Below are 9,147 nucleotides of genomic sequence, written 5' to 3'. Positions count from 1 at the left end.
TAGAGAGGCGCTAACGACGGCAGACCCGACTTTGGTTGTTGCGACCGCCTTAGGCGTCAATGGCCTCGGGCGTTCTCGCCAGACGCCGCGCCGCGGGGTAAGATGCCGGGCATGAAGCTTTTCCCATTACTCTTGGGTGTCATCCCGCTTATCGCGCTGGGGATAGCGTTGCGCCCACCGATTGCGAGTGCGCCGCATGTTGCGCGTGACGATTCCGGATTATCATCCGTCACCGCGCCGCATCGCATCGTGTCTTATGCGTCTGTTCTGGAGGCGCTCGCGACCATTGACGAAAGCGCCGGCCGCGTTATCGCGGCGCCCGACTATCTGCGTCTCGGGGTTCGAGAGAGTCTTATCAGCAAGGTCTTCCCTGCTCTCTCCTCGATTTCCGCAGCAGGAAACAGCACAATCCCTGATCCTGAGGGAATCATGGCCTTGAACGCCGACACCGTCATCGCGTGGCGCGGCATTCTTGGCAATCTGAGGCAGATCGGCTTCCCGAACATCCTGCAGGTTCGCCAGCCGGGCGCTGAGGTCGGCGCCGCTCTCAATGAGACGTGGCAGCTTTTAGGGGAGGTTTTACGCAAGCAGGCCCGAAGTGATTTCCTGATCGATTCCTATCATAGCAGGATGAAGGCAATCGCAACGGAACATGCAGCGACACGGCCCTTGCGCGTGATCGTGGTCATTCCCATACGCGGGCACTGGCGGGTTGGCGGCCGGCGCTTCTACCTGAACCGTCTCCTGAAACTTGTCGGGGCAGTAAATGTCGCCGCGTCGCCCGCGGATGGCCCCGCCGATGCCGAACAGATCTTCAACTACGACCCGGATGTCGTTCTGCTTTTGAACACGCCAGGTGGAGCCTCTCCGGAGGAGTTTTATGACAATCGCATTTGGAGCGCGCTTCGCGCGGTTCGCCAGAGACGGGTTTACACAATGCCGACAAGGTCGACCTACAACGCTCCGGTTGATGAGCCGCTGTTGGCGCAATGGCTCATCGACGTCTTTCGTTCAGAAGGCAGCGAGGAACACACGCGCGAGAGCTATACGACAACATACGCCAACGTCTACGACTACGACTTGAGCGATACCGATCTCGCATGGGCGCTTCGTGAAGAGGAAAACAAGACATCGGCCGGATATGCACGGTTCTTAGGGGCTGGACAAAGTCGGCTCGGGAACTAGAGGGCTATGGCCGGCCCGAACTCCGCCCGAGGCTGCAGACAACGCTTCATCAATTTCGAGGCGCAGGCTCTCAAAAAATTCGGGGGACCGGATCACAGTACTATGAGAAGCGTTTCTGATCACGGTCGTGGGCAATGTCGCAGATGAATAGCATGTCCAGTCCACCGCACCTGACGCGCCTCCGGAGTCAGCCGCGGACCACGGTTTGACGGTCAACGTCGATGGTTTGAGAGTGTAGCGCCGCGTAATGTGAATTCGATTGAACAGGACGATTGTACGGTATTCGTGACTGGACCAAATGTCGTCTGTCCTCGTCGCTGTCCAATGGGATTTGGTCTCGGCGTAATATAACAACAGCACCGAGCGTTCATACTCCGATAGTCTTTCAAGCAACGAAACCCACAATAGATGAAACTGCGAAGCGCCGATATGCTCAAAGAACGCTTCAGACGCATTCTGCTCGTCCCGTTGAGCGCGCTTTGCGACATAGCTGTCGACTTGCGTCGACAGGTCGTAGACATCGACGACACCCGCAAAATGAACGGGTATCCGGGAGGCATCAAGTTGCGCCGCGAGTTCATATGCAAGCAATCCGCCCCATGACCAGCCGATGACGAAGCACCCCGACGACGTGTCGACGCGCGATCTGACATACTCGGCGTACTCCGACACAACGGACTCCACGGACTGTTCGAGGAACAGAGGGTCTCTAAGCCATCGTGCTTCAAATCCGATAACCGGATGACGAATGAGAACCTGCTTCGCAACAGGAACGTAGGAATCGACCCGGCCCTGGAACGGATGCAGGCAAAGGATCGGTGGCCGGTCTCCCGTCCGGCGTAGCACGACCGCTGCGCCAATGCTCTTCTGAGAAGTGGCCGCCGCCAACTCCCGGATGGACTGATGCGTCAGGACAACCCCGGTCGTCATCCCTTCGATTCCAGCCTGACCGGCGCATGCAACCAGCATCATTGCAAGAATGGAATCACCGCCCAATTCGAAGAAATTGTCAGTTACACCTACTTGATCGAGCTTCAGGAGATCCTGCCATATCCCGACGAGCCGCCGTTCGATTTCGTTGCTCGGCGCCACGTAGTCCTTCGTTACTAGATCGATCGCGGGCAATGCTTGCCGATCAAGCTTTCCGTTAGGGGATAGCGGCAACGAATCCAACCTGAGGATATGTCTTGGAATCATGTATTCGGGAAGCTTCGTCCGAGGCGTCGTGATGCCTGACCACCGCCATCAGGGCCAGTTCCATGGCTCGCACATCCAGCGGGACATGAACGTCGAGCAATACCGACTGATTCCAGCGATCTCGATGCGGAATCTCCTCTTGAAAGAAACGTTTCTGGATCGGCGTCAGTTCGGTCGATCCCGAAATCTCCGGTTCTGCTGTCGTCACAGGGGTTGCGGCAAGATGCTGCGCGACAATTGCCAGCTCACGGATTGTCTGCTTCTCGAAAATCTGCTTCGGGGTCACCAGCAAGCCGGCCTTGCGCGCCCGCACGACGATTTGCAGCGACAGAATGGAATCGCCGCCCAGCGTGAAGAAGTTGTCGGTTACGCCCACCTCGTTCGTCCGCAGAACATCTTGCCAAACCGCGCTCAGAATCTGCTCGACATCGCCTTGCGGCAAAGCAGGCCGGCTCGGCGTCACCTCCAGCGCCGGGAGCGCCTTCCGGTTAACCTTCCCGGCTGGCGTCAACGGAATTTTGTCAATGAGAGTGACCGACGACGGACGCATATAGTCTGGCAGACGCGCCGCCAGATGCGCCATCAAACGATCGACAAAATCGTTCGAGACAGACCCGTGCCGGGGCACCACATATGCGACAAGCCGTGTCGTGCCATGGGTGTTGCACGCCGACACGGCGGCGGCGCGCACATTTTCATCGGCTGCGAGGACCGCTTCGATTTCGCCCAGTTCTATTCGATGGCCCCGAATCTTGATCTGGTGGTCGCGCCTGCCGATATATTCAATCTCGCCGTCGGCGAGCCAGCAAACCAGGTCGCCGGTCCTGTACAAACGCTCACCCGGCTCGGTCGCGTAGGGATGTGGAACGAATGATTGCGCGGTGAGACCCGCTCGGTTCAGATAACCGCGTGCGAGTCCGCGGCCACCAATGTAAAGTTCTCCGATCACACCCTCGGGCACGCAATCCATGTCGGGGCCGAGAACATAGAGTTGCGTGTTCCTGATCGGACGGCCGATCGACACCACGTCATCCGCCGCGCGTTCACAGCATGACGCACTTGCATCAACTGCGGCTTCCGTCGGGCCATATGAATTGTATAGGCACCCCGGATACCGGGCCAGGACACGGTCACGCAAGCCACGAGGCAGCGCCTCGCCGCCCAGGTAGAACCCACGCAAGAGCGATAGCGCATTTTTTTCGTCCCCCTCCAGCAGAACTGCGACCAGCGAAGGGACGGACTGAAAGAACGTAATCTTGTGCTGCGCGATGTCCTCCAGCAGATGCAGCGCGTTGTCGCGCGCAGAGGCTCGCGAAAGCACGCACTGCGCGCCGGCAAGGAGCGGGCTCCAATACTCGAAGATCGAGGCATCAAAGCTGATGGAAGTATGCTGGAGAATCCGATCGCCAGGCGACAGTCCGAGATATTCGATCAGCCACCGTTCGTGGTTAACGATCGCCCGGTGGGTGACTGCCACTCCTTTCGGGTAACCGGTCGAGCCCGACGTATAGATGCAGTAGGCAAGGTTGTCGGGAGCCGCCGATCGCGGCGGAAGGGAGGTCGGGTGTTCGGCGATACGCGGCCACTCCCCGTCCAGACACAACATGGCGGGATGTGCCGCCTGGTTACAAAAGCAAGGCAACAGACGTAGGCTCTTCGTCAATGCATCGCTGGTGAGAACCAGTTCAACACCCGCATCCTGAATCATGAACGAGAGTCGCTCCGGCGGGTAGCCCGGATCCAGCGGCACATAAGCCCCGCCCGCTTTCAGGATTGCCAAAAGGCCGATGATCATGTCCGGCGAGCGCGGGATGCAGATGCCGACAAGGACGTCCGGCCCGACGCCGTGGTTGCGAAGATAATGTGCGAGTTGGTTCGCGCGCGCGTCAAGTATACCATAGGTCAGCGATTCATCTTGGCTCATCACAGCGATGTCGTCGCGGTGCAACCTCGCCTGCGCCTCGATAAGTTCGTGCAGACAACGGGCGTCAGGCGCATCGACTGGCCCACGTGGCCAGCTTCCGGCAAGACGCGACCGCTCACCGGGGAGAAACGGCGAAATCTCCATGACGGGCCGCTCGGACGATACCACCAGATCGCCCAGCAGCTTCAGCAGATGGGCCTGAAGCTGCTCCATTCGACATCGGTCGAACGCCGCCTGCTGATATGACAAGGCGACTTCAAGCCCCTCGCCCGTCCTTACCACGACCGTGAGCGGATAGTGCGTCGGCTCCACGGTCACCGGATTTTCGATACCAAGCCGGGAATGGGATCTGGCACGCAATGCACGGTCTAGCGGGTAATTCTCAAAGACAAGAATCGTGTCGAACAGAGGTTGTCCGGGGCTTCCTGCCCAGCGCTGAATATCGTAGAGCGGCACGTGCTCATGCTCGCGCATCCTCAAGTTCTCGTCTTGTAGCGTGCGGAGCCACTCTCCTACACTCTCTGCCGGCTTTACCGTGTGGATCACGGGAAGCGTGTTGATGAATAGTCCCAACATACCCTCGGAGCCCGGCAGATCAGCCGGACGACCGGCGACTGTCGAACCAAAACTCACGGTCGACCGGCCACTATAGGTCCGCAGAAGCAGGCACAACGCGCCCTGAAGCAGCGTGTTGAGAGTCACCCGCTCTCTTTGAGCGAATCGTTCCATTTGCATCAACTGATCGGCGGCTACTCTGGCCGCGATCGTGCCGTGCGACGCCGGCACGGTTTCTGCGTCCCGATGCAAGCGTCCAAAGCCATCGGCGAGCAAGGTCGGCTCGTCGAGCCCTCCCAGCATCTCCTTCCAGAATCGTTCGCTTGCGTGTCGATCCTGGCGGCGTAGCCACGCAATGTAGTCGCGATAAGGCCTCACGGACGACGCCGGCTCTTCTCCGAGATAATGAGCGAAGATTTCCTCGATCTGCCTTGCCGTGCTCCATCCGTCCATCAACAGGTGATGATGGGTCCAGATCAGGTGATATCGCTGACCGCCGAGACGAACCAGCGTGACACGTTGCAAGGGCGCGCAGGAGAGATCAAAACCACGCTTGCGATCTGCGACAGCGAGGTCATCAAGAGAGTCGGGATCGGGGCGATCACGCCAGTCAAGCTCCGCGATCAACGGCGTAACACTCTTGTGGACGATCTGCAGCGGTATCTCGACATCGCCATTCCAAATGAAGCTGGTGCGGAGGATAGCATGGCGTGCTGTCGTAAATTCCCAGGCCGCCCGCATACGCGGGACGTCCAGGTCGTCGATCGTCACACGTAGTTGGTTGACGTAATGTCCGGCTTCCGGCTCATGTATCGCATGGAACAGCAGACCGTCCTGCATCGGTGAAAGCGGATAAATGTCTTCGATACCGCCGGCAGGAATCGGAAGCGCGTCGATCTGCAACTGCGTCAGGCAGGCCAGAGGCACGTCCTCCGGCGTGAGGAGATCACGCGCGGCGGCATCGCTTGGCCCCTTCCAATTGTCATCCGTGACGACGGTTACAGCGACGGCCGCAAGCTCTTCAATCGTCTGCCATTCGAACAATTGCTTCGGCGTGATTGCGATTCCCGCACCTCGCGCGCGCCCGACAATCTGGAGGCTGAGGATAGAGTCGCCGCCAAGTTCAAAGAAGTTGTCAGTGATCCCAAAATTCGAAATGCCCAGAACGCCCGTCCAGATATCGAAGAATTTCTCCTCGAGCGGCGTTCGCGGGGCCACCACCCTACGTTCAGAGGATGCATCGGGGGATGGCAGCGCTCGACGATCGGCCTTGCCGTTTGACGTCAAAGGGACTGCATCCAATAGGACGAAGCGCGTCGGTATCATATAGGCCGGCAGCACGGAGCGAAGATGCGCCGTTAGGTTGTCGAAGAACAAGCTTTGCGCATCACTTCCGTTCCTCCACCGTTCTGCTTCTAACGGCACGATGTAGGCGACAAGCTGTTTGACCGAGGCGACCTCGTGCACAGCCACTACGGCATTCTGGACGTCCGGATGGGTCAGCAACCGGACCTCGATCTCGCCAAGTTCGATCCGGAAGCCGCGGATCTTCACCTGCGCATCGGTGCGACCGAGGTACTCCAGCGAACCATCCGGACGCCATCGACCCAGATCGCCGGTTCGGTACAGTCGTTCCCCCGGAACGCGGCAAAACGGATTAGGGATGAATCGATCTGCTGTTAAGGCGGGCTGACCTGCATAACCACGTGCGAGACCTGTTCCGCCGATATAAATCTCTCCGCTCACGCCGCTCGGTGCGATGTTGAGATCGCGATCAAGAACGAGAAGCTGCGTGTTCCAGATCGGTCGCCCGATCGGCATCGTGCCGTCCGCTTGAGCGCGCACGCCGCGATCCAGTATTTGAATACAGCATCCCACGACCGTCTCTGTCGGGCCATATTCATTGACAACCAATGACCTTCCATCCAGCCACGGCTCGATTATCCCGGCCGGAAGCGCCTCGCCACCGACAACGATACAGCTCGGAGGGCAAAACGGACCTACTTGTAATGCCGCCAGCATCGACAGATGCGAAGGTGTGACTTTGATCAGGCTGAGCCTGCGCTCGGAGGCCAGAATTTGTCCAAGAGCTTCAATGTCATCCCTCTCAGGCAGAAGAATAACCGTCTGCCCGGCGAGCATCGGAAGCAGGAGACTGGTAATCGTCGCATCGAAGCCGATAGAAGAATGGACCGCGCTCCCAGTTCCCGCCAGCGAGTATGAAGACAGACTGGCCTCAAGATAGTTCATAAGGCCGGCGTGTCTGATCATGACGCCTTTTGGCTGCCCGGTCGTACCCGACGTAAAGATGCAATAGGCAACGTTCTCGGCACCCACCTCATTAGCCGGAAGAGGCGCACCGATGGTATCGGTCGATTCTCTGTCAAAACACCAAAGCTCCACGCCGGAAATATCCGCGGCTGCCTTGAGGTGATCGACAAGACTTTGTTGCGTGAGCACGAGCCTCGCAGACGACGCGGCGATCATATAGGAAAGCCGTTCGGCCGGATGTGCCGGATCGAGAGGAACGTAGGCGCCGCCGGCCTTCAGGATGCCCAGCACACCGACCAGCATGTCCGGGGAACGCTCTGTCGCAAGTCCGACAAAGGTTTCGGGACCCACACCGCGGAATCGCAAGGATTTCGCCAAAGCACTCGCCCGCGCATCCAGTTCGCCGTAGGTCAGGGATGCTCCATCGAACTCGATCGCGACGGCGGACGGATTGTGAAAAGCATGGGATTCAATGATTTCGTGAAGACAGCGAGAACAGACCGGGCGCTCAGAACCGCTGCCAAGGTGAAGCAGGTCCGCCTGCTCTGCGGCCGTGAACAGGTCAATTTCGCCGATTCGAGACTCCACGCCCCGCGCGATTGTTTCGACAATCGATACCCACTGCTCAGCCAATCTCTCGATGCGCGTTCGCTCGAACAAATCGGCGGCGTACGTAAAAGAACACGAAAGCGTGTCTCCACGCTCGACCACATCGAGGCTCAGCTCGAATTTGGCGGCGCGGTTGTTGACGTGCCCAAGCTCGATCTCCAGATCAGAGAGATTGCGACGCAGGAGAGCCGGTTCCTGCCGCTGATGGCTGAACATAACCTGGAACAGCGGATGATGCCGTGCGTCGCGGCTGGCATTCAGCGCCTCGACGAGCTGCTCGAAAGGCAAATCCGGATGCGCCTGCGCGTCCAGCACCGTGCGCCGGACACGCGCGATCAACTCACTCAAGGTGAGATCGCCGGACAATGCGGTACTCAGGACCTGCGTGTTCACGAAGAAACCGATCAGCGACTCCGTCTCAACGCGGTCCCGATTTGCAATCGGAACGCCGACCCGAACGTCCGTGTTGCCAGCTTGCCGATACAGCAACAACTTGAACGCAGCGAGAAGCAGCATGAACGGGGTTGCACCGTTGGCATTCGCCACGCACTTCAAGACCGTAAAAACTTCCTTGTCCAGCATGAATCTGTGAACGGCGCCCCGATAGGCCGTGATCTCGCTGCGCGCTCGGTCGGCGGGAAATTCGAGAACGGGATCATCGCTGCCGAGCTTGCCTTTCCAGTATTCAAGCTGGCGCTCCGACTCTCCTCCGTCGAGCCAAGCCCGCTGCCAATCGGCGTAATCAGAATATTGAATCGCAAGCACCGGCAGCACGACGTCATGATGCTTGACGATTGCATCATAGGCCGCAAGAAACTCGTTGATCAAAATGCTCGACGACCAGGCATCCGAAATGATGTGGTGCATGGTCACGATCAGTGTATGCAGGTGATCGCCTTGCCGGACGAGGCAAAGCCGTAGCAAACGCCCCGACTGAAGATCAAACGGCGCCGTCGCCTGCTGCTCAACGATGCCGTGAGAATTCTTATGCCGGAGTGAGGGATCCAGACCTGAGAAATCAACACGCTCCACCTCTATACGGCGGCTTGCATGAATATGCTGCAATCCGTGGCCGTCCGGCCCTTGTATGAAGTTCGTCCGCAATATCTCATGACGATCGATGATTAGCTGGAACGCGCGCTCCATCGCGTCCTCATCGAGGGCGCCGCGAAATTCCACCGTATTTGATATGTTGTAGGCCGAACTATCCGGCGCAAGATTCCACAAGAACCACAGCCGCTCCTGCGAATGTGAGAGTCTCGCTGTGCTACGAGGCCCAAGTGAGGGAAGAGGAAACTGACGCGGATCGATCCCCCGCTCGTGAAACTGCTGAAACGCCTTGCGGCGCTGATCCTCAGGAAGCTTCAGAAGCGTGCGGATGATGTCCGAATTCGCTGCGGTCATGG

3 protein-coding genes are annotated in these 9,147 nt (G+C 58.6%); 1 reads left to right on the top strand and 2 read right to left on the bottom strand.

Going from position 1 to position 9,147, the window contains the following annotated elements:
• The first annotated feature begins 168 nt into the window (after positions 1 to 168).
• The gene (locus tag NWI01_RS15955; RefSeq protein WP_181410536.1) at positions 169 to 1,185 is read left to right on the top strand and encodes an ABC transporter substrate-binding protein; all 1,017 of its coding nucleotides are present in this window, start codon (positions 169 to 171) and stop codon (positions 1,183 to 1,185) included.
• On the opposite strand, the gene NWI01_RS15950 is transcribed toward NWI01_RS15955, so the two are convergent.
• Positions 1,153 to 2,310: a thioesterase domain-containing protein gene (locus NWI01_RS15950; protein WP_181410535.1), complete on the bottom strand. Its 1,158-nt coding sequence runs from the start codon at positions 2,308 to 2,310 to the stop codon at positions 1,153 to 1,155. The genes NWI01_RS15955 and NWI01_RS15950 overlap by 33 nt on opposite strands.
• A 22-nt stretch (positions 2,311 to 2,332) precedes the next feature.
• Positions 2,333 to 9,145, bottom strand: a complete 6,813-nt coding sequence (locus NWI01_RS15945; RefSeq protein ID WP_141384960.1) for a non-ribosomal peptide synthetase — start codon at positions 9,143 to 9,145, stop codon at positions 2,333 to 2,335.
• Positions 9,146 to 9,147: the final 2 nt, after the last annotated feature.

Source organism: Nitrobacter winogradskyi, from assembly GCF_006539545.1.
Lineage (GTDB): Bacteria > Pseudomonadota > Alphaproteobacteria > Rhizobiales > Xanthobacteraceae > Nitrobacter > Nitrobacter winogradskyi_A.
The sequence above is the reverse complement of the archived record's forward strand: the minus strand, read 5'-3'. Positions and strand labels throughout refer to the sequence as shown.